Origin of the sequence: Lysobacter sp. Root690 (assembly GCF_001427785.1) — a bacterium.
In the GTDB taxonomy this organism is placed as follows: Bacteria; Pseudomonadota; Gammaproteobacteria; order Xanthomonadales; family Xanthomonadaceae; genus Lysobacter.
On record NZ_LMHM01000013.1, the window covers coordinates 301,608 to 321,299 of the forward strand.

A 19,692-nucleotide genomic window follows, 5' to 3' on the forward strand; every position below is an offset into this window, starting at 1 on the left:
CTTTTTTGTGGGTGGGCTTTCAAGCCCGATTTGCTTGTTTCAGATCGCGGCGATCCGAGCGAAAAGCGTCGGGGCGCAAGCCCATCCCACAAAAGATGCCGATGCGGCGAGGTCTGTTGTGGGATGGCTTTCAAGCCCGACGCTCTGGTTTCAGGTCGCGAATCGGTTTCGATGTCGCGCGTTTTGATTGCTCACAACTTCCAGCCGATCACATTCCAGACCCACATCGCGTACGCGGTCAGCAGGAAGATCGCCACCACCAGGGTATGGCGCAGCCTGCGCCACACGCCGAAGTCCTTCGACCGCCACACCGGCCACAGCAGCGCGGCATCGAGCAGGCTCAGCAGCAGCGGCAGCACACCCAGCCACAAAGCCAGACGCAGCAGTCCGGTCGGGTAGCTGTAGATCGCATCGTTGCCGGCCGAGACGATCTGCGCGAACGACACGCCGAATGCGATCGCGAACACCAGCCACGCGATCGCGGTGATCGCCAGCCAACACGCGCCGCGATGCCCCAGCGAGGACGGATGCTTGGGCGATGCGCGCCGCCGCAGCCAGGCGCCGGTCAGCACGCCGAGCGAGGCGAGCACGCTCAATGCCAACAAGCCGTACAGCGCATTCGCCGTATCGAACACACCGGCGCGCGCCAGCACATCGTGGCCGTACGGCGACACGAAGCCGGCCACCGCGCCGTTCTCGCGTACAAACACCAATCGCCCCGGGCCTTCAACCGCGCGGAACACGTCGGCCTTTTCCTGCAACCAGCGCGAAGTCTCGCCACCGGCGCTCAAGGTCAGATAGCCGTCCTGGGTCACGCCGACGTCGCCGTTGGACGCGGTCAACAGTTTCTCGAACTGGCGATGGTTGCGGCGCTCGCTCAGGTACTTGCCGAGATAGGGCACGAGCGCGGTCGCCGCGTCTTTCGCCGGCTTCGGCAGCGCAGCCGGGCGCGCGCGTTCGAAATAATGCTGCAGCAACAGCGCCGGCAATTCCGCGGCCAGGCGCGCGCCGGTGTCGGTGTTGGTCGACACGAACACGCCGAAGCCCAACTCGGGCACCGCGAGCAGATTGGAATGGAAGTATAGGGTCGCGCCGCCATGTTCCAGGCCGTGCACCTGGCCGTACTGACGACGGAAGAAACCGTAGGCCAGGCCGGTCGCGTCGGGCGCGTTGCGGAACAGCGGCGCGCCTTCCAGCTTGGCGAAGGCTTCGGCCGAAACGATGCGGCGCCCGTCGAGTTCGCCGCGATTGAGCAGCATGCGCAGATAACGGCTCATGTCGGCGGCATTGCTCGACACCGCGCCGGCCGGACCGACCTGGGCGATGTATTCGAAGCCTTTGGGTTCGAACCCGCCCGCGCTGCGCTGATGGCCAGTCGACCACAACCCCTTGAACGCGGCGCCCGAGTCGCGCGGATCGCCGGCGCCGAGCGGTTCGCGGAAGGTGGTGCGCTGCATGCCCATCGGCGCGAACAGGTCGCGTTCGATCAAGGCTTCGAACGGCACGCCGCTGACCTGCGACAGCACTTCGCCGAGCAGGGCGACGCTGTAGTTGGAATAGACCGCGCGGGTGCCGGCCTCGCGCACGCGCGCCGGGCGATGCTTTTGCAGATAGTCGTGCAGGCTCAGCGTGTGCTTCGGGTCCTTGGCGAACAAGTGGCCGAAGGCCGAGTCTTCATATCCGGCGGTGTGGGTGAGCAGATGGCGCAGCAGCACCGGCTTGTAGCCGTCGTCGGGCAGCTTCAGATCGGCCGGCAGATAGTCGTTGACCGGTGTGTCGAGCTTGAGCTTGCCGGCATCGATCAGCTTCAGTGTTTCCAGATAGGTGAAGGTCTTGGACACCGAACCGATCCGGAACAGAGTGCGATCGGCGCTGACCGAACGCAGCGGGTCCTGCGAGGCCACGCCATAACCGCGTAGCAGCAGCGGCCCTTGCGCGTCGACCACCGCGACGGTGACCCCGGCGATGCCGAAGCGGCGCTGGTAGGACTCGACCACGCCGTCGACATACGCCGCCAGTTCCTGGTTGTTGAGCCGCGCGGGCGCGGATTCGGCAACGGCGGGCGCGACCGCGGGCATCGCGGCCGCGGGCGGTGCCGGCGACAACGGCGCCGGCTGCGCATGCGGTGCGCCGATGGCGGCGACCAATAACAGCGAGCCGGCGAAGGATTTCAGACGCGACAACTTCATGGACGTCCTCCAGTGGAATGAGCGAGGCGCGGCATCGCGGGCGGCGGACGCAGACGTCCGCTGCACAACAGCCACAGACCCCAGGTGAGCAACGGCACTACGTAGACGGCGAGCAACAGATACGACAGGCCGCGGTAACCCTGGGCGATCAGCGCGACCAGGCCGAAGCGGTCGGCGAGGAAGATCGAACCGATCAGCAAGGCCGCGGCGATCGCCAGGCGCGCGCGCTTAGGCATCGCGTCGCCGCGCCGCGCGCGCCAGACCGTGGCCACGCGTTCGTTGATCGCGTGCACCGCGCCGGTTCCGCTTTCCAGCAAGGCCGAGAAGATCATCAGTTGGAACACGCCGTGCAGCAACGGCATCCGCAGGCGTTGCAGCAGGAAATCCGAAGGCAGGGCCTCATCGGCGATCAGCGGGTAGTAGGCGATCATGCACACGAAAAACAACAGCGCCGGCAACATCGCCAGCGGTCCGGCGATCAGGCCGGCGGCGAGCGCGTCGCGACGGCCGCGGAAGTGGCGCGCGATCGGCAGGATAACCACCGCGCCGATGATGTTGTAACCGGCGTAGGTCAGACCGTTGAGCGCCCAGCCTTCGCCGCTGTGCGGCAGGGCGAAGTTGGCCGCGATGCGGTCGCCGAAACGCGACAAGGCCAGCAGCACGAACAAGGCGTAGATGCCGTACAGGAAGAACGAAACCCACTTGAACAGACGTTCCACCGCCTCGTTGCCGAAGCTGACGAACGCGGCGATGCCAACCATCAGGCACAGGCTGCCGACGAGCGCGGGCCAGCCGAACATGGCCGTGCCGATCGCGCCCGAGGCCGCGCCGAACACCGCCAGCAGCACGATCAGCAGGGCCAGATAAGCGAACTCGAACAGACCCCACAACGGCCCGAGCAACTGCTTGAAGAAAATGCGGTAGTCGTAAGCGTGAGCGGTGTGAGCGAACACGAAGGTCGCCATGCACACCACGCTCCACAGCGCCATCGCCAGCAGCATGCCGGCGACGCCGCCCCAGGGGCCGCTCGGAAGAAAGAATTCGGCCAGTTCGCGCCCGGTCGCGTAACCGCCGCCGATCACCACCGCCTTGAATGCGAAGCCGGGCAGCAGATAGCGCTGGAACCACGAGGCGGCCTGGGTCGGATCGCTCATGCTGCGCGGCCTTCGCGCGCGCCGCTCACGGCGACGTATCCAGACAGGCGCGCGCCAATGCGCGCAGGGCCGCGCCGCCGCGGATCGGATCGGCCACCGGCAAACCCAGGCGCGCGCTTTCGCTGGCGATCAGCGCCTGCGCGTGTTCTTCGCTCAATTGCGAGGTGTTCAAGCTGACCCCGGCGCAACGGATCGCCGGATTGGTGCGCCGGCCCAGCAGCAGATTCAGTTCGATCGTTTCCTCGATGCTCGGCAGCGGATAGCCCGGATAGCCGAGCATCTCGCGGCGTCCGGGTTCATGGCAGACCACGATCGCGTCGGGCTGACTGCCGTGCAGCAACGCCAGCGACACGCCGGCATAGGCCGGATGCGACAACGAGCCCTGGCCTTCGATCACGTCCCAATGCGCCGCGTCGGCATCGGGGCTGAGCCATTCGGCGGCGCCGGCGGCGAAGTCCGACACCACCGCGTCCATCGGTAGACCGCGTCCGGCGATCAGGATGCCGGTCTGTCCGCTGGCGCGGAAGTCGGCGTCGACACCGAGTTCGCGCAGCGCACGGGCCAGGCTCAGCGCGGTGTATTTCTTGCCCAGCGCGCAGTCGGTGCCGACGGTCAATACGCGCTTGCCGCTGCGCTTGCGTCCGCTCGCGGCCGGCAGCGACGACGGCGGTTCGCGCACGTCGATCAGGCGCCGGCCGTGACGCCGCGCTTGTTCGCGCAAGGCAGGGATGTCGGCCAGGCGCATATGCATGCCGCTGATCAGGTCCAGTCCGTTCGCCAATGCATCGAGCAGGGCCGGCATCCAGTGATCGGGAATGACCCCGCCGACATTCGCCACGCCGATCACCAGCGCGCGCGCGCCGGCCTCGCGTGCTTGCGACGGCGTCATCGCCGGCAGGCCGACGCTGACGCTGGCCTCGTGCAAGCGCTGTTCGCCGACGCAGCGCTCGGGCGCCCAGTCGCGCAGGCCCAACGCGGTTTTGGCATAGGCCGGATGGTCCACGTCGCCGAGAAACAGCAGATAAGGCTGGGGCAGATCGAGCGATTCGAAAGTGGTCGTAGCGGTTGCTGCGGAAATCGACATGCGGACATTCCGTTGTAAGGTCGGGCCGTGGCGGGAGACGGTCGCCGATGAGGCTGCGAACGAAAGCGGTGGGCGCCGCTCGGGTTCGATTACTGATGCGCCGCGATCAAGGGATGCGTGATTCGCGACGCGCGTTGCGTTCAGAACCAAACGTCGAATTCCAGCCCGAGCGTACGCGGCTGGATGCGGTTGGCCTGCCACTCCACGATCGCGCCGGTGGTGGCGCTGGTGACCGGCCCGAGCGAGGTGATGTCGCGTTCGTTGCTGAGGTTGCGCACGTACAGGCGCAGGGTCCAGTTGTCGCGCGACACGTCGGCATTGAGATTGAGCTGTCCGCTCGCCGGCAACGGCGCGGCGTTCGGGTTGTGATCGACATTGGTCTTGCGCTTGCCGATCCACTGGTAACCGGCGCCGACGTGGCCGTTGAAACCGGCGCCCCACTGAAAGTCGTAATCCGCGCTGAGCGCCGCGGTCCAGCGCGGAATGCCCGGCAGGGTGTCGCCGGAACTTCCTTTCAGCGACGGCGCGTCCTCCCTCAGTTCGGCATCGGTGAACGAACCGTTGAAACCCACGCGCAGGTTCGGCGTGACTTTGAAGGCCGAGGTCAGTTCCACGCCGCGGCTGCGCGCCTTGCCTCCGTTGGCCGAGTAAGTCAGTCCGTCCTGAGTGGACGCAGACAATTGGATATCCTTCCAGTCGATCAGAAACGCGGCCAGGTCGATCGACGCGCGTTGATCGAGGAACAGCGATTTCCAGCCGAATTCGTAATTGACCAGGCTGTCGGAATCGACCGAAGGCGGCACGCCCGGCAGCGCGACGTTGGGGCCGCCGGGACGATAGCCGCTGGCGATGCGCGCATACAGCAGGCTGTCGTTATCCAGATGCCATCGCGAGCCGAGCAGGTAGGTGGTGACGTCCTCGGACGACTGCCCGGTGGTGGTGCCCAACGCAAGCAAGCTGCCGGCGGTTGCGATCTGCTTGAAGTCCTGATCGTTGCTGGCGTAACGCAGGCCGGCGGTGACATCGAAGCGTTCGTTGAATTTATAGGTCAGATTGCCGAACAGCGCGCGTTCCTTGTAGGTCGACGGTAAGTCGACGATCGCCAGCGGATCGAGCCCGGCGACCGGCACGCCGGCGAAGGAACGCGCGCTGAGTTCCTGGTGATTAGCCGAGGTCTCATGGGTGTAGAACGCGCCGAGCATCCATTCGATGCGCTCGTCGGACTTGGACGCCAGGCGCAATTCCTGCGTCCATTTCTTCAGGTCCAGGCTGAGCGGAAACGTCGACACGCCTTCGGGCGCGCCGAACAGCGGAAACAACGGGCCGTAGGTCTTGCTCTGATCGTTGAGTTGGTAGGTCTTGGTCTTGGAATAACTGGTGGCCGAGACGAAGTCGGCCCATTGCAGATTCCAGTCAACAGTGGCGGCGAAGAAGTCGACCTTTTTCTCGAAGCGTTCGTTGGCCGGCTTGTCGGTGCCGTCCAGACCGAAGCGCGGACGGCGATTCGCATCGAGGATGGACAGGCTGTTGTCGTCGGCGTCGACGGTCTGATGCAGGCCGGTGAACTTCACGCTCAGATCGTCGCTGGCCTGCCACAGCAGCGAGACGTGACCGCTGCGCTGGCGCGTGTCGTTGATGTCCTTGCGGCCGGTGAACGCGTTGTCGACCCAGCCCGGGGTGAACTCGTTCGCGAACGAGGCGCGTAGCGCAAGTTTGCCCGCGACCAGCGGCGCGTTGATCCCGGCGCGCACATTCCAGCCGTTGCCGCCGGCACCGTCGATGCTGGACACACCGCCACCGACGCGGCCTTCGAAACTGTCGAGGTCGGGATCCTTGAGCACGTACTTGAGCAGACCGCCCATCGCGCCGGCGCCGTACAGCGTGCCTTGCGGGCCGCGCAGCACTTCCACGCGCTGGATGTCGTACGGCAGCAGGTCAAGCACGAATCCGCTGGAGCGGGCGAAGTTGCTGCTCGATCCCAGCGGCGTGTCGTTGAGATAAGTGCCGACCACCGCGCCCGGGCCGAGGGTCGGAATACCGCGCAGCGAAACCGCGGTCTGGCCGGGCGTGCCGCGATCGGTGATGGTCATCGCCGGCAGGTAGCCGTTCAAATCCGACAACTGGGTGACGTGCTGGTTTTCCAGTTGCTGCTCGCTGACCACGCTGATCGAGGCGGGCACCTTGCGCGCGTTCTCGGTACGTTTCTGTGCAGTGACGGTGACCGCTTCCAGCGTCGCCGACGGTTGCGCGCTCGTGCGCTCGGGCGTTTTTTCCTCGGATGCATCCGCCGCGGTCTGGGCCAGGCCAGCGCACGACCACGACGTCAGGACAAAAGCGATCGCCAGGCCCAGGCCATGGCGTGCGGTGTGGCGCGTATCGAGCTGCGGCATGGTTCTCTCCCCGAAGGCGGTCGTGACGATGCTTGAACGTGGCGTCGCTTGTTTTGGCTGTCGGCTTATCGCGGTCGATCGGGCTTTGCGATCAACGCCAGACCTGTCCGAGCAGGCGGCGGAAGTTGCCGCCGAGCACCGCTTCGATATCGCCGTCGCTGTAGCCGCGGCGGATCAGCGCTTCGGTGAGTTCGTAGGTCTTGGTCGGGCGATCGAAGCCTTCGATGTCGATGCGCTCGCGAAAGCCGTAGCTGGCCTTGTACGAATCGCGCAGTGCCTTGAGCTGATCCGGCGGCAATGCGTCGTAGCCGTACAGGTCCGCGTCCGAGCCGATGCCGACATGCTCGATGCCGACCAGCCTGGCCACGTGGTCGATGTGATCGACCATGCTGTCGAGCGTGGTGGGTTCCTTGGCGCTGACGAACATGCGCACGCCGGTGATGCCCATCACCCCGCCCTTGGCGGCGAGCTTGCGGATCGCCTCGTCGGTCTTCAGACGCGGATGGTCGTTGAGCGCGCGGCAGTTGGAGTGGGTGATCGCGATCGGCCCCTTGGCCAGTTCGATCGCGTCCAGGGTGGTGCGGTCGCCGCAGTGCGAGACGTCGATCAGCAGGCCGACTTTCTCCATTTCGCCCAGCACGCTCACGCCGTAGTCGCTCAGTCCGCCGTCTTCGCGCTCGGTGCTGCCCGAACCGATCACGGTCTGGCTGTTGTAGGTCAGTTGCGCGCAACGCAGGCCCAGGCCGTGGAAGAACGCGACGTCGTCCTTGCTGCGGAAGTGTTCGGCGTTCTGCACGCCGGCGATCACCGCGATCTTGCCGGCGGCCTTGGCGCGATCCAGGTCGGCGGCTTTGTCGACCAGACAGAACAGGTCGCTGTGGCGGGCGATCCAACCGTTCCAGCCGGCCAGATGTTCGGCGACGCGTTCGCGCGCGTCTGCGCCGCCCAGGCCCCAGGAGTTGTGGAACACATCGATGCCGCTGGCGCGGAAGTCGGCGAGGTGTTGCTCGCTCAGCGGCAGCGCGTACGCGTCCGCGCGCACGTCCAGGCGCAGCGGCGCGAGCATGTCGATCACCAGCGCGCGTTCAACGATGGCGCGGGCGCGCGGCGAATACTTCGTCGTGGTCGGACGCGTGTTCGTGCCGGGGTTTGCGGCCAGTTTGGCGGCGGCCAGGGCGTGCAAGGGCAGGGCCAGAGTCGCCGCGGCGGCGGAGGCCTGGAGCAGACGGCGGCGGCTGAGTCGTGCGGTGTCGAGGGTCATGGTCGCGGGCCCGGTCAGTGCTGCGGTGGGAAGTCGGCGGTTCGGTTCGAAGCGAATGGATTCAAGACGAAAACGCGTGGGTCGCGATGGCGGAGTCGCGTTCGAGCGCGATGCCGCCATCGGCGACACCGCTGCCCCAGACCTGCGCGGGGCAGTCGATATGGCCGTCGCGATAGACGACCGTGTGCGCGCGATCGCCGGCGAGAAAGATCGGGCCGTCGAGATCGATCAGGTCACATACCTGCGCGAGCACGAACGCAGGCGCGGCGGCCCAGCTGGTGCCGAGCATGTTGCCGACCATGGTCTTCATGCCGAGCGCGCGCGCGCGTTCGACGATCAGCAGCGCTTCGGTCAGGCCGCCGCATTTATCTAGTTTGATGTTGATGACATCGACCCGGCCCTGCAGCGCGTCCACCTCATCGAGACCCTGGATGCTTTCGTCGGCGGCGATGTCGATCGGGCAATCGAGTGCGTCCAGATCGGCCTCGCGACCGCGCGCGAACGGCTGCTCGAGCAGGCTGACGCAGTGATCGGCCAGGGCCGCGATCAGCGGCGCGATGGTGTCCAGGCGATAGGCCTGATTCGCGTCGACGCTCAACGTGGTGTCGGGACGCGCGCGGCGCGCGGCGCGGATGCGTTCGATATCGGTATCGAGGTCGCCGTCGAGTTTGAGCTTGAGCGCGCGCGCCTGCGCATAGGCCAATGCATTGGCGGCGACGGTCGCCGGATCGTCGGCGCCGAGGGTGAAGGTAGTGATGCGCGGCCGCGGTTGCGGCATCCGCGCCAGCGCCCACACCGGCCGGCTTTCGCGCTGCGCCTGCAGTTCCCACAGCGCGCAGTCGATCGCGTTGCGCGCGCCGCCCGCGGGCAGCAGCGCGCGCAGTTGTTGCCGGTCGATGCCGTCCTCGACCGCGTCGCGATGCGCTTGCAGCGTGGCGTGCATCGTCGCCGGACGATCGTCGAGGTAGTAAACACCGCAGGCTTCGCCGCGGCCGTAACACTGCGCGTCGCTGAGGACCGCGGTCAGCGCCGGCATCGCATCGAAGCGATGGCCGGCGATGCGGAACGGCGTTTTCAACGGCAGCGGTTCGATCGCCAGCGCGAGCTGCAGACGGGGTGGGGCGGCGAGCTTCGGCATTGCGCACTCCACGAATGGGTCGGAACGGATCTCGGCGGGTTCGAGCGGCCAGCCTCGCGGCGGGCCGGAAAGCGCGGTCGGACTCGACGTCAGGCCGGGCTGAGCCGCCTGGCGATAGTTTTCAGAATATGAAAATTAATTTTCAATTTAGTCAAGTTCGCCGGGGCGAGCCACTGCCGCGAGACGCGAATAAGGGCAAAAACCCCGGCATTGGCTTGTGCGGCGCAACATTCTTGGGGTGCGGCTGCGTGAGGTTGGCAGGGGCCAGCGGCTGCGGCGCAGTCGACCTGGAGCGACGAGGGGGCATGTCGTCGGCGATGCCTCGAGGGCTCGCCGAATGACAACGGGATCGGCATCGCGATCGGCGTTCTCGCCGTCGACTGGTCGCGGTACGGTCGCGACCGCCATCGGCGTCATGCGACCATGCGCGCGCAAGCCCCTGCCGGAGTCGTACGCGTGGTCGTTTTGTCGTCGGTCCTGTATTTCCTGTCCCACCATCCGTTCTGGTCGTTTGCGCTGATCCTGTCCGGCGGAATCGGCCTGGGCGTTCTGGTGTCGATGTGGCGCGCCGGCAGCGGCTGGGCGTGGCTGAGCCTGGGCGGCCTGTTGCTCGCGCAGGCCAACATCTTCACCGGCTCGTTTCTCAATGCGGCCTTTCTGAATGCCTACGGCACCCGCGGCACCGCGGTGATTGTGCAGGCGAGCCCGACCAGTTCCACCCTCAACGACAATACGGTCTGGGAGTACGCGGCGGTGCTCAAGACCGCCGACGGGCGCGACGTGAAGTTCGACTTCGACACCATGTCGGCCAGCACCTATCCGATCCGCAATGCGATCCTGATTCCGCCGCAGGGCGAGACCTTCGTGGTCAAGTACGTGCCCGGCTTCGAACGCAACGTCGCGATCCTGGTCGACGAGTCCGACTACGGCAAGGCGCGTCTGATCGCGCAGGACCGCGAACCGGTCGTGCGCGCGCAGGCGCAGTTGGCGGTCAGTCCGGACAATCCCGAATTCATCGCCGAGTACCGTCAGGCGGTCGCGGTGTTTCTCGCCAAGCATCGCGACCAGCTCGATCCGGCGCAGGTGCGATCGCTGCAACAGCGCGTCGACGAACTGCAGGCGAAGACGCAGCGGCAGTGATGGCGCGGGTCGCGCGTGCGCGACGCCATCGAATCGTGCGCCGGGCAAGCACGGTCTGCCGCGTGTCGGCCTTGCCGCGATCCGGCCGCTGACGCCAGGTTGTCATCGGCTCGCGTCAGGCTGACGCGGCAACGCCGCGCCTGCCGGAAACTTCGACACCATGGCCACCTTTTCAGCAGTCGCCTATTTCCTCAGCCGCCATCCGTTCTGGTCGCTGCTGTTGCTTGTAGCCGGCTGCAACAGCGTGGCCCTGCTGTTGAGCCACTGGACCGGCAGCAGGCGCTGGTTGTGGCTGTGCGCGATCGGCGTGGCGGCCGGTATCGCCAATCTGCCGGGCGGCCGCCATCTCAATGCGTTGTTCCTGCATGCCTATGGAACCGCCGGCAGCGCGAGCGTCGTCGGCGTCGACGAAGTTCCGATCAGCTATAGCGAGCAGGCCGTGTTCGCCTATCGCGCGGTGCTCAGGACCGCCGACGGCGCCGATGTAAACGTCGACTTTGACAGCTTGAATGTCGCCTTGTACCCAGTCCGCGCGAGCGATCTGTTGCCGCCGCCGGGCAAGCCGTTCGTGGTTCGCTATGTGCCGGGTTTCGAGCGCAACATCGCGATCATGGTCGATGAGTCCGAATACGGGCGTCGCCATCGCTTGAACCAGGATCGCGAACCGGTGCGGCGCGCCGCGGCGCAACTGGCGGTAAGCCCGCGCAATCCGCGCTTCGCCGCCGAGTATCGCGATGCGGTGCGGACGTTCTTGCGTGTGCATCGCGGTGCGCTCGATCCGGCCGAGGTGCGGGGGCTGGAGGACTCGGTGTCGGCGACCGGTCGTTGAGGGTGGCGCTGTCGACGAGTGCGGCCGGCCGTGCGCATTGCGCGATCGGCGTAGCGACGGGATGATGGGTTCGTTGCGCGACGGGCCGTTGCGCACCTCTCGAATCCGAGCCCCACGATGATCGGTCCATTGCAGACCCTGCTCGCCGAACTGGAACGCGATCCGTCGTGGCAGGCGCCCGCGCGATTACGCGAACGCGCGCAGGCGCTGGACCGGATCGAGCGCGCGATGCTGTATCTGCCGGCAGTCGCGGACGGAAGCGTCGATCCCAATCAGGCCTTGCTCGATCGCGCCCAGGCCTTGCAGGCCCAACTGGAAACGATCGATCAGGATGTGTACCGCGATCTGCGCGAAGACCTGCGAAGCGGTGCCGGCGCGCGACGGCTGTTGCAGTACGCGTCCGATGGCGCCGGCCTCGATTCAGCGACCGATGCAGATGGCGACGCTTACGATCACCTCGATGCGCTGCTGAGCGGTGTATTTCAGTTCGAACCGCCGCAAGCCGACGGCATCGAGCCGGCCGCGGAGATGGTGTTCTACCAACCCACGCCCGCGCGGCATATCTTCGACCTGATCGCGCGGTTGCATCTGGATGCGCAGGATATGCTGGTCGATCTGGGCGCAGGTCTGGGCCATGTGCCGCTCATGGTCGCCGGGTGCACGCCGGCGCGCAGCCTCGGCGTCGAGCTGGAGGCCGCCTATGTCGAGATCGCACGCCGCAGCGCGCGCGGTCTGAATCTGGACCGGGCCGGTTTCGTCCAGGCCGATGCGCGCGCGGCCGATCTTTCCGCGGGCACGGTGTTCTATCTGTATACCCCGTTCACCGGCTCGGTACTGCGCAGCGTGCTCGACACCTTGCGCGGCATCGCGCTGGCGCGTCCGATCCGGGTCTGCAGTCTGGGGCCGTGTACGTCGACGATCGCCGCCGAGCCGTGGTTGCGCAGCGACGACGATCCGCGCGGCGATCGGATCGTGGTGTGGCGCAGCGTTCGCACGCACGAGGCTTGAGCCGCGCGTAGCGGCAGGTCGAACAGGGGCGGGTTGGGCTGCCGACTGCGGCGCATTCACGCAGTGGACGCTTGCTACGGAGGCCTCGGCTCAGCGCGATATCGCGTTCACCGGCAGCAGAATCATAGCGCAACTCGGCCAGACCGGCGCTGAAGTGCCGCGCGCCGGACTGCGCCGAAATCGCCTTGGTGGCGCTACCATGCCGGCTCGTTTTCGGATGCCCCGCTCGGGGCGCCTTGATGCGGCCGACTGGGGAGTCCGCCGTCAGCGATTGAATCTGTCTTGCGACCCATGCGCCCCCTGCGGGCCGATACGTCGGCGAGTCCGCGCTTGCCAGTTGACCGAAAATCCGTGAGCCCGCATCCCCGCCGCTTGCCGCCGATCCGAATCGTGCAACGCAAATGTTTCCCTGCCCACAACGACTGGAGGAACCATGGCCTCGATCAACATGCCCTATGCGCAGTCGAACGATCCGGCGGTACGCCGCTGGTGGTCGCAATTGTCGGACGCCAGCAAGCGCGACTTGTCCAACAGCTGGCATCGCGATGAGCGCGAGGACCCGCTGGCCAGGACGGCTCGGCGCGTGGCCGGGTTTTTAGCCGATCATCTGCGTGAGCGGGCGAAGGAAGATCGGTGCTGGGAGTCGCTGGATTTCTACGAGCACCTGGTGGCGCACGAAGTCACCGAACCGCCCGGAAACAATTGGCTTCTGTTTTACGTGCCATGGAGCACGCTGGATCACGGCATGTTATGGCCAATCCGCGGCATCGGCGGCGGACGCCGGGGCATCGACGTCAGCGAGTGCAGCCGCGAGCAGTTAGCCTTGCTGGCGATGCGCGACGGCGGCGAGTGATGATGGCACTCAATATCTGCGATGAACCGAATCGGTTCGATACTCCAAGCGCATTCGAACGCATGGGCGGATAAGTGATTAACCCGCGGCGGCCCGCACTCCGGGCCGCCGCCGACTCACGACCCCGACGGCTTGCAATCGGCCGATACCGGCGTGTCATCGGGGGTTACGCAGACCGTGAAGCCCGGCTTCATGTCGAGCGCCGCGCGGATGGTGCCGGCCTTGACCACGAAGCGTTCGATGATGCGAGCGGCGCACTCCGGCTTGCGGTCGTCCGGGCTGGTTGCCACGCTCGCCAGTGCATTGGCGGGTTGTACCGCACCGGGCGCCTGCGGACACACCTTGCGGAACAAACTGTAGTGACATAGCCCGCTGCGGCTGGCGACGCATTCGAAGCGGGCGCTGCGTTCGTCGATCTTGACCTTGCTGTGGATGATGTCGACGCCGTTGTCGTTCTCGCGATGCACGATGGTGTTGCCGCCAAGGTCGCAGCCCACCAGTACGAACGAGTAACACAGGACGGCGATGAGCTTGCGCATGATCGATCTCGGTTAGATGGGCGAGGCGGGACGCAATGGAACCGTTACATCGTGCGGAACAGGGCCATGAACGGCTGGCTCACGCTCAGCGTCTCGGGCCGGTTGCGCAGCCGCACCGTGCCCTTGCCGCTTTCGTCGCGGACGATGCCGGCGATGGCCTTGAGATTGACGATGGTCGAACGATGGATCTGCTTGAAGGTGTTGGTGTCGAGCACTTCCAGCAGTTCGCGGATCGGTTTGCGCAGCAGCGCCTCGCCCTCGGCGGTGACCACGGTGGTGTACTTGTTGTCGGCGCGGAAATAGGCCACGTCGTCGATCAGGATCAGACGGGTTTCACGGCCGGCGCTGGCGGTGAGCCAGGTCAGCGGCGGCTTGTCGCTCGCCGTGGCGCGCTGCGCGGCGAGGCGTTGCGAGAGCACGGCGAGCGCATCGGCTTCGCCTTGGCTCCCGCCGAAACCCGCGCTGCGCGCCTGCAGACGCTGCACGGTGATCGCGAGCCGTTCGGGCGTGACCGGCTTGAGCAGGTAATCGATCGCGCCATGTTCGAACGCATCGATCGCGTACTGATCGTAGGCGGTGACGAACACGACCTGAGTCTGCGGACTGACGTCGGTGGCCGCGACCGCGACGTCCAGGCCGCTCAGGCCGGGCATGCGGATGTCGAGGAAGGCGATGTCGGGACGATGCTCGGCCAGCGCTTCGAGTGCGACCGCGCCGTCCTCGCATTCGGCGACGATGCGCAGGTCCGGCCAAGCGCTGCGCAAGGCATCGATCAGAGCCTGGCGCAGCAGCGCTTCGTCTTCGGCGATCACCGCGGTGAGGGGCTTAGGCATGGTAGGTTTCTTCTTGTTGCAGGGACGGAATGGTCAGGGTGGCGGCGACGCCGTTGGGGAAGTTGGCGACGATCGACAACACGGCGCCGCCGCCGTAAACCAGATGCAGACGTTCGCGCAGGTTGCGCAGGCCGATGCCGGTGCCGGCGGTCTGCGCATTGAACCCCAGGCCGTCGTCGGCGACGGTGATCGCGATCGAATGCTCGCCGCGACGCGCGAGGATCCACACCGTGCCACCGCCGGGCTTGGGTTCCAGCCCATGCTTGATCGCGTTCTCGACCAGGGTCTGCAGCATCATCGGCGGCAGCGGCAGGGCGCGCAGCTCTTCGGGCACGTCCAGTTGCAGACTCAGGCGCTCGCCCATGCGCAGCTTGAGGATTTCCAGGTAAGCGCGCGAGCGGTCGAGTTCATCGCCGAGGGTGGACAGCGAGTCCTCGGTGCGCGGCAGCGAACGGCGCAGGAAATCGATCAGGTGGCCGAGCATTTCGTCGGCGCGCGGCGGATCGTTGCGCGCCAGATACTGCGCGCTGGCCAGGGTGTTGTAGAGAAAATGCGGTTCGACCTGGGCGTGCAGCAGGCTCAGCTTGGCGACCGCGAGTTCTTTCTCGACCACGGTGCGGGTGACCGCGGCGCGTTCGTGGCGGCGGCGCTCGGCGACGCGGCGGGTGATCGCGCGCACCAGGGCCTCGGCGTTTTCCAGGTTGGTGCCTTCGTCTACCCGGAACCAGTCGCTCCACGCGCCGGTATCGGGTTCGCAGATCAGGGTGATGCGGCTGGTGCCTTCGCCGGGAGCGACGGTGGCGAGGATCTGGTTGCGGGTGGTGCCGAGCCACCAGTGGTACAGGGTGACCGGGCTCAGCGGATGCCGCCCGTGCAGGCCGGGGCGATGCACCTTGGCCCGCACCTGCAGACTGTCGCGCGCGCTTTCCAGCTCGAAGGTGCGCGGCAGTTCGCGCACCGCGGCGTCGAGCAGGTCGAAGGCCTCGTCGGCGTCGAACGGCATCTCGATCTGGCGGCGCTGGCGGTTGGACAAGGTGCTGGCGTTGACCTCGCCGGCGATCAGGCGCACCCGGCGCAGGTGCGAGAACGCGTGAGTGATGACGATACCGACGACGATGAGCGCCAGCAGGAACAGCGGCCCGGTGTCCTCGTGCGCCAATGCCGGCACCGCCGAGGCGAACATCGCCAGCAGCACGAACAGGCCGAACCAGGCGGCGGCGAGACGGGCGACGAAGAAGAAACTCTTGATCACGGTGAAGTCCGGGTGGAGGCGTGGAACTGAGCATAGGGGGCCGCGCGCGCGGGGAAAGCGGCTTGCGACCGGGACGACGATACGGCGATGGAGCCGGTGTTGCGCAGTGTGAACCCGGCGCGGTCGCGCGTGGGGCCGGGTGAATTGCGGTCGCCATGGCCGGAAACGGCAGCATCGGGGCTGAAGGCCGTCTCGCAACAGACCATGCGGTCGCGGAGTATTTCGTGGGAGCGAGCTCCAGCCCCGACGATTCCGGCCCGGATCGCCGCGAACCCCGGCAACGCCTGCATTCCCGCTGCTGCGGAAAAATCCGCAGTGATACAGCTAAGCGTGCGGCTCAAGGCCGCACGAAATGATCGCAAGTCCGCTTCGATACCATGCCCGACGCGAGTCGCGCTTGCTTGTCGATGACCGCGCGCGCCGACTAAGCTCGATGACGAGACGCGGCTGTGCGACATGCTCCGGTGCACGGATGCGGCTAGCCAACGACAGGAACAGTCAGGAGACAGGTATGGACCGACGTCGATTCTTCGCCCTGGGCGGCTGGGCCGCGGCGCTGCCGATGCTGGCGCATCTGGGCCCGGCGCAGGCCAAAGCCGATGCATCGCGCGCGACGAGCAAGCGCGTGGATTTCACCAGCGACGGCCTGGGCCTGGACCCGGGCGAATACGCCAGCCTGTTGCACGACACCGTGGCCGCCGGCGCGGTCGGCGCGGACTACTACTCCAACGGCGGCATCGTCGCTGAGCTGGAGCGCAGCTTCGCGCAGATGCTCGGCAAGCAGGCGGCGCTCTTCCTGCCGACCGGCACGCTGGCGAACCAGATCGCGATCCGCAAGCTGGCCGGCAACGACCGCCGCGTGTTGGTCCAGGCCGAAAGCCATCTGTACAACGACAGCGGCGATTGCGCTGAAGTGCTCAGCGGCTTGAATCTGATCCCGCTGGCGCCGGGCCGGGCCACGTTTGAACTGACGCAGGTGCGCGACTGGGTCGAACGCTCGGCCGGTGGCCGGGTCGCGATGAAGGTCGGCGCGATCTCGATCGAAAATCCGGTGCGGCGCATGGATCACCGCATGTTCGAATTCGCCGAACTCGAACGCATCAGCGCCTACGCGCGCGAGCAGGGCATCCGCCTGCACCTGGACGGCGCGCGTCTGTTCAACCTGCCGTTGCATTCGGGCAAGAGCGTACGCGAACACGCCGCGCTGTTCGATACCGTGTACGTCTCGCTGTGGAAGCATTTCAACGCCGCGTCCGGCGCGATCCTGGCCGGCGATGCGGCCTTCATCGACGGCCTGTACCACACGCGCCGCATGTTCGGCGGATCGTTGCCGCAGGCGTGGCCGGAAGTGGCGTTGGTGCCGCGTTACGCGCCAAGTTTCGAAGCGGACTACGCGAACGCGTGGCGCATGGCCGAGCAATTGATCGCGTTGCTGCAGGCCGATCCGCGCTTCAGCGCGCAACGCATCGCCGACGGGACTTGCCGGTTCGTGTTGAAGGTCGCGGGGGTGGAGCCGACCGCGCTGGTCGAACGCGCGGCGAAGCGCGGGGTGATCCTGCCGCGCGCTCATCCGGGCAGCGGCGATATGTCGATGCAGGTCAATCCGACCTTGTTGCGGGTGCCGCCGGCGCAGCTGGCGCGGTGGTTGATCGAGGCGGCGAGCGGTTGAGGTGGCCGCCGCCGACTTGCTGAAGTGGAGAAGTAGGCGCTGGTTCGCGTCGAGGGTATCGTCGCTGTGCCACGCTGCGGTTCGCGGCAATCAAGGGCCTCGCGATTGCGAGGCCCTTTTTTTTGTTCAAGGCGGCGGCGCACACCGGCGCGGGTGCGCACGGGCTCAAACCGATTCCGGCGTCGACAGCATTTCGGCTTCGTAACGTTGCAACAACCGGTTCAAGCGATTGGCGGTGTCGACGATGCCCGCATCGGTGTAATGCGACGGCAGCTCCGCAATCGGCGTCGGGAAGCTCGCGTTGGTGATCAGCAGATTGGTCATTTCGCAGCCGTCGTGTTCCAGATCGTACAGCTCCCACTCGTCAGCCTCGATCTGGTTCGGATCCCAGTAGCGGACCAGTTTCCATTCGCCCGAACGCACGCAGCGCACGTGATTGGGTTGCCGCACCGGGCCGGGCGCGAGTTGCGGTACCGGGCCGTTGAACGGGAGTTGGCTGCCGCCGTCGCGGACCACGTCGACCATCTCCAGGAAGATCTTGAATTCGCGATCCGAATGCACTTGATGCGGATCGGCATCGCCGTGCAGGCGTTCGGTGATTTCGTCGTCGGTGACGAACAGGATGCCTTCGCGCACTTGGCCGTCGGGTTGCCTTGGCTCGCTCTGCGTGCCGCGGATCACCGGGGTCAGATCGACGCCGGGGAACGGCGGCACCGGCCTGGTCTGGCGCAGTTCTTCGCCGATGCGCGCCACGTCCTGTTCGCTGAGACCGGCCAGACCGAGCAGGGTCGGCACGATGTCGACGTGGCTAGTCAAGGCATCGATCTGACGCATGTCGGGTTCGGCGTTGAGCTTCGCCGACTGGATCACCACCGGCACGTGCAGCGCTTCCTGATACGCGGTATGCCACTTCTCGATCATGTAGTTGTGGGCGCCGCCGTATTCGCCGTGGTCGGCCATGAACACCACGATGGTGTTCTCGCGCTGGCCCGATTCGTCGAGCGCATCGAGCACGCTGCGGATATGGCCGTCGACCAGATGCTGCAACCACGCGTAGTACTGCACGAAGCGCAGCGCCGCGTTGTGCGGATCGGCGGTCAGCTGGAAGGGAATGCCCGACAGCAAGGCGGCGTTGACCGCGTCCAGTCCCGCCTGTTGTTGCGCCGACAATCCGGTCTTGGACGCGAGCGCGAGGCCCATCTTGTAGGCGTAGTCGAACTGGCAGGCCGGCTTGTTGGTCAGCGGATCGTCCAGGCTCGGCGGGACGTTGGCGTTGTCCTGCGGAAACGCGAGCGGATTGAGATTCAGGCTCAAGGTGCCTGCGGTCGGGGTGTTGCTCCAGGTGCCTTGGGTCGGAACCATCAGCGGGCCGATCGGTTTTGCGTTGGGGTCGAGCCCACGCGGCAGACCCGGATAGGTCGCGATGTCGTGCGGATTGGCGAACGAGGCGACCGCGAGCCAGGGCTTGGGTTCGGTGCTCGGGTCGGGCGTCAACGGCTTGCTTTGGTCGTGCTGGGCGAGCTGGCGGTTGTACGCCAGCCCGAGGCCCTGGCCGCGCAGAAAGCCGCAGACGAGATCACGGAAACCGACATCGCGGTACGCGCCGAGGTTGTTGATGCTGGAGCCATGCGGCTCGGGCCACGACAGTTCCCAATCGTCGAAGCCATATTTTTGCAGCGAATGTTCGGGCGGATTGCTGACATGCCACTTGCCGAAGTAATGAGTCTTGTAGCCCGCGCCGCGGAACCAGTGGCCAAGGGTCGGGATGCCGTCGGCGGCCAGCCATGGAAACGCCGCGGCGTCGCCGTTCTTGAACAGTCCGTCGGTCTGGGTCACGCCGGTGCGCGCGCCGTATTGGCCGGTCATCAAGGCGCTGCGGCTGGGTATGCAGGCCGAGGAGGCGATGGTGTGTTTGCGCAGCACCACCGAGTGCTTGCGCAGCGACCACAGGCCGGGGAAGTACTGGCGGTAGTCGTTGTTGGCGTCGGGTTCGCCCTGGAAGCCGACGATGTCCTTGAGGTCGTCGACGAAGCCGCCTTGGGCGCCGTAGGCGTAGCGCGGGAAGCGCAGTTGGTCGACGAGGATGATCAGGATGTTGGGTTTTGTTGAGGTGTCGGGTTCGGTGGAGGCTTCGGGCTTGGCGGGTGGGCTGGGCGAGGTGGCCATTGGGACCCCTATGGTCGGGTGATGTCGCGTGGCTGCGGCGCGGGTCGCGCGGCGGCGGAGTTGAGACGTCGGATTCGACATAAGCAATGACGCGGATCGGTCGTCTTGGCGGCCACGGTCGCTATAAGGCCGATTTTTTTCGTGTCTTTGAAGAAAGATCAAAGGCTTCCGCCCGCAAGCGGGCGGG

15 protein-coding genes are annotated in these 19,692 nt (G+C 66.3%); 5 read left to right on the forward strand and 10 right to left on the reverse strand.

Going from position 1 to position 19,692, the window contains the following annotated elements; genetic code table 11:
- Positions 1-191 precede the first annotated feature (191 nt).
- The 6 genes from ASD86_RS13325 to ASD86_RS13350 form a co-directional block, all read right to left on the reverse strand.
- On the reverse strand, positions 192-2,189 hold the full coding sequence (locus ASD86_RS13325) for a serine hydrolase domain-containing protein (protein WP_056111159.1): 1,998 nt from the start codon (positions 2,187-2,189) through the stop codon (positions 192-194).
- The gene (locus ASD86_RS13330; RefSeq protein WP_056111161.1) at positions 2,186-3,343 is read right to left on the reverse strand and encodes a hypothetical protein; all 1,158 of its coding nucleotides are present in this window, start codon (positions 3,341-3,343) and stop codon (positions 2,186-2,188) included. Before ASD86_RS13330 ends, ASD86_RS13325 begins: the two co-directional genes overlap by 4 nt.
- Positions 3,344-3,368: 25 nt before the next feature.
- Positions 3,369-4,427: a DUF1611 domain-containing protein gene (locus ASD86_RS13335; RefSeq protein WP_056111164.1), complete on the reverse strand. Its 1,059-nt coding sequence runs from the start codon at positions 4,425-4,427 to the stop codon at positions 3,369-3,371.
- 140 nt (positions 4,428-4,567) lie between these two features.
- Complete coding sequence (locus ASD86_RS13340) at positions 4,568-6,817, reverse strand: TonB-dependent receptor (protein ID WP_056111166.1); 2,250 nt, start codon at positions 6,815-6,817, stop codon at positions 4,568-4,570.
- Positions 6,818-6,908: 91 nt separating this feature from the next.
- Positions 6,909-8,078, reverse strand: a complete 1,170-nt coding sequence (locus tag ASD86_RS13345) for a membrane dipeptidase (protein WP_056111167.1) — start codon at positions 8,076-8,078, stop codon at positions 6,909-6,911.
- A 61-nt stretch (positions 8,079-8,139) separates the two neighbouring features.
- Positions 8,140-9,216 (reverse strand): dipeptide epimerase, encoded by a 1,077-nt coding sequence (locus tag ASD86_RS13350; protein WP_056111169.1) that lies wholly within the window; start codon positions 9,214-9,216, stop codon positions 8,140-8,142.
- A gap of 456 nt (positions 9,217-9,672) precedes the next feature.
- Here ASD86_RS13350 and ASD86_RS13355 point away from each other — a divergent pair, with 456 nt between their 5' ends.
- The 4 genes from ASD86_RS13355 (at position 9,673) to ASD86_RS13370 (ending at position 13,046) form a co-directional block, all read left to right on the forward strand.
- Positions 9,673-10,356: a hypothetical protein gene (locus ASD86_RS13355; RefSeq protein ID WP_157476597.1), complete on the forward strand. Its 684-nt coding sequence runs from the start codon at positions 9,673-9,675 to the stop codon at positions 10,354-10,356.
- Positions 10,357-10,516: 160 nt separating this feature from the next.
- A complete protein-coding gene (locus tag ASD86_RS13360; protein WP_056111172.1) occupies positions 10,517-11,185 on the forward strand; it encodes a hypothetical protein in 669 nt (222 codons plus the stop codon).
- 117 nt (positions 11,186-11,302) lie between these two features.
- The gene (locus tag ASD86_RS13365; RefSeq protein WP_056111174.1) at positions 11,303-12,193 is read left to right on the forward strand and encodes a class I SAM-dependent methyltransferase; all 891 of its coding nucleotides are present in this window, start codon (positions 11,303-11,305) and stop codon (positions 12,191-12,193) included.
- Positions 12,194-12,626: 433 nt separating this feature from the next.
- Complete coding sequence (locus ASD86_RS13370; protein ID WP_056111176.1) at positions 12,627-13,046, forward strand: hypothetical protein; 420 nt, start codon at positions 12,627-12,629, stop codon at positions 13,044-13,046.
- Positions 13,047-13,162: 116 nt separating this feature from the next.
- On the opposite strand, the gene ASD86_RS13375 is transcribed toward ASD86_RS13370, so the two are convergent.
- The 3 genes from ASD86_RS13375 to ASD86_RS13385 are packed head-to-tail and all read right to left on the reverse strand — an operon-like array spanning position 13,163 to position 15,601.
- On the reverse strand, positions 13,163-13,585 hold the full coding sequence (locus ASD86_RS13375; RefSeq protein ID WP_056111177.1) for a hypothetical protein: 423 nt from the start codon (positions 13,583-13,585) through the stop codon (positions 13,163-13,165).
- Positions 13,586-13,629: 44 nt separating this feature from the next.
- A complete protein-coding gene (locus ASD86_RS13380; RefSeq protein ID WP_056111179.1) occupies positions 13,630-14,418 on the reverse strand; it encodes a LytTR family DNA-binding domain-containing protein in 789 nt (262 codons plus the stop codon).
- Complete coding sequence (locus ASD86_RS13385) at positions 14,411-15,601, reverse strand: histidine kinase (RefSeq protein ID WP_082578408.1); 1,191 nt, start codon at positions 15,599-15,601, stop codon at positions 14,411-14,413. Before ASD86_RS13385 ends, ASD86_RS13380 begins: the two co-directional genes overlap by 8 nt.
- Before the next feature lie 580 nt (positions 15,602-16,181).
- Here ASD86_RS13385 and ASD86_RS13395 point away from each other — a divergent pair.
- Positions 16,182-17,339 (forward strand): beta-eliminating lyase-related protein, encoded by a 1,158-nt coding sequence (locus ASD86_RS13395; protein WP_056111187.1) that lies wholly within the window; start codon positions 16,182-16,184, stop codon positions 17,337-17,339.
- A 165-nt stretch (positions 17,340-17,504) separates the two neighbouring features.
- Here ASD86_RS13395 and ASD86_RS13400 read toward each other — a convergent pair whose 3' ends face one another.
- The gene (locus ASD86_RS13400; protein WP_056111190.1) at positions 17,505-19,505 is read right to left on the reverse strand and encodes a sulfatase-like hydrolase/transferase; all 2,001 of its coding nucleotides are present in this window, start codon (positions 19,503-19,505) and stop codon (positions 17,505-17,507) included.
- Between the last annotated feature and the right edge of the window lie 187 nt (positions 19,506-19,692).